At 49.8% G+C, this 1,972-nt stretch carries 4 protein-coding genes; all 4 read right to left on the bottom strand.

All coding sequences use genetic code 11. From position 1 onward, the window contains the following. Positions 1 to 200, bottom strand: a 200-nt coding sequence (locus HWQ67_RS17215; protein ID WP_218253927.1) for a hypothetical protein, incomplete at its 3' end; no start/stop codon positions are given. Further along, positions 193 to 753: a hypothetical protein gene (locus HWQ67_RS17210; protein ID WP_218253926.1), complete on the bottom strand. Its 561-nt coding sequence runs from the start codon at positions 751 to 753 to the stop codon at positions 193 to 195. The genes HWQ67_RS17215 and HWQ67_RS17210, both read right to left, overlap by 8 nt. Then, entirely contained in the window at positions 728 to 1,690 is a 963-nt protein-coding gene (locus tag HWQ67_RS17205) for a DNA methyltransferase (RefSeq protein ID WP_218253925.1), read from the bottom strand. Before HWQ67_RS17205 ends, HWQ67_RS17210 begins: the two co-directional genes overlap by 26 nt. A 13-nt stretch (positions 1,691 to 1,703) precedes the next feature. Continuing rightward, positions 1,704 to 1,972: hypothetical protein (locus HWQ67_RS17200; RefSeq protein ID WP_218253924.1), on the bottom strand; the 269-nt coding region annotated here is incomplete at its 5' end.

Genomic DNA, 1,972 nt, shown 5'->3' with positions numbered 1-1,972 from the left:
AACAGATGGCAGCGCCAGTTGTCGCATACCAGGTGGAACCCCTGGGTAAACTCCATTTCAATCAAGGGCTCGCCACATTCAGTACACTGAACGGGCGGAGAGGCCAGCTTCTTCGGCTGGTTCTCGCCCTGCCCATTCGCCAAAAATGGAGTAGTAAGGAGGCTGAAAAAGGCGGTAGTCATTATGAATGCGTCATCCATGGCCACTCCTTTCTAATTGGAAAAAGTTGTTTACAGGAATCCACAGGGTGGTTGCCCAATAGTAAATAGGCACACCAATTTGCCGCACCCCATTAACGAGTGATGGCCCGGGGTGGCGTATATGAGGGGAATCTACAAGCACGGGGATAGTGGCAACCTTCCAATGGTTAATATCGTTATAGGGATTATCCCGGCCCCCGTTTAGCGAATGGTCATGGATTACATAGAGAACCTTCGCCCTTACATATTCTTGTAGCCGTTTCAGCGAATTGAAACGATATTCCTCTAAGCCGTAGGAGCCGAACTTGGTTGGTGCTTTATGCTTGACTTCGCAGTAGTAATTCTCCCCCTCTTTTTCAAGCAAGAGAACATCAGCCAGAATTATCCTCATCCCATTCGGCAGGGTTATGATTGGCGATGGGGCCTTGTCGAATTTGTGGACTCCGTACCAACGGTTCATCATATCTGCGAACTTTTGAGACCAAAAGTTTCCAAGAACCCGCTCTGGTGGGGGCTCCTCGTTCTTCCTAATCGTGGATAATACTTGTGCCATATTGCTCTTCGATATGTAACTTCAAAAGAGTTAGTTGTCTCTTATCACTCTCAACTGCAAACGCATTACGCCTTTTCATTAGGGCAGCTCGTGACGTGCTCCCTGTGCCAGCGAAGGCATCTAATACCCAATCCCCGGGCTCACTAGCCCATTCAATGAAATCACTCAAAATGGCGATGGGTTTTGCAGCGATGTTCTCGGTATCCTGCAGGCGCTCCTTGCTCGGGACCATGGGGAGTTCTCTATAATTTGCGTGTCCCGTTTTATTGACCCGGAGTTGCCCTTTACCCTTACGGAAGATTAGGCATGGCTCCAGAGATGGTAGAAGTGTCCCATTGATCGTGGCTGTTAAGGGTGGGACATTTGTCTTTGCCCAAACATACCAACCCTTCGGTTCCCACCCTATGGTTCTAGCGCTATTGTTTATGTGGGATAGATAGCGATAAGAGCACCAAAACCAGCACCATGTGTTAGCCGTGGCTAAGTCAAAGAGCTTCTGCAGCCAAACTTCAACTTTAGAAAGGTAACTGGCATCATCGCCCATAAAGTCCCAGCTACCAAAATCACGCTTCATCGGGGTATGTGGTTTGCCATTTGTGTCTGTAAAGGTAAATTGCATTGAGTTTTCAACCGAGATATTCCAAGGAGGGTCGGCGATAATGAGTGGGAACCTTAGTTCCGTCTGGAAATCCTCTACCTTGCCAAGAAAAGAGTGGAACTCCACGCCTTTGGTCACTTGGGTGCGAGGCTTAAACGTGACCATTGGTGCCTTGTGGTCTCTAATACCAGACACACCAGCGGTGACCAAATACTTATGTATCGCTGTTTTCGAGAGATTCAACTCATGGGCAATAGCTCTCTCCGTCCAGCCTTGCTTTCTTAGAGTGACGGCGTGGGCCCTAATCTGTTTTCGCTCTTCCCTCGAGGTCTTTCCCATTGGCAATATCCCTCTACTTGCTCTTCGCCTCCAGCCTGTTTTGCACCTCGGCGACAAACTGCTCCAGCTCCTTGGGTTTCAGGCTCTCGACGACGGTTTTGATACTGGCGCCCTTGGCTTGTGGGAAGTGCTCCCGGAGCCACTTGCCACAATCTGGCCATGGTATTTCCTCGAGGGCACCCCGGAGCCAATCCATATCAATGGTAGCCAGCGAGTCGGGCTTTTCTTTGCTACCGTCACCGCCCGACATATCGTTGGTAACTTCCTCGGCTGGCATGGGTT

The organism is Candidatus Magnetobacterium casense (assembly GCF_019173545.1).
GTDB lineage: Bacteria > Nitrospirota > Thermodesulfovibrionia > Thermodesulfovibrionales > Magnetobacteriaceae > Magnetobacterium > Magnetobacterium cryptolimnobacter.
The sequence above is the reverse complement of the archived record's forward strand: the minus strand, read 5'-3'. Positions and strand labels throughout refer to the sequence as shown.

Coding starts and splice junctions, on each gene's coding strand:
- HWQ67_RS17210 (WP_218253926.1), bottom strand. CDS start 753: ATGGCACAAGTATTATCCACGATTAGGAAGAACGAGGAGCCCCCACCA.
- HWQ67_RS17205 (WP_218253925.1), bottom strand. CDS start 1,690: ATGGGAAAGACCTCGAGGGAAGAGCGAAAACAGATTAGGGCCCACGCC.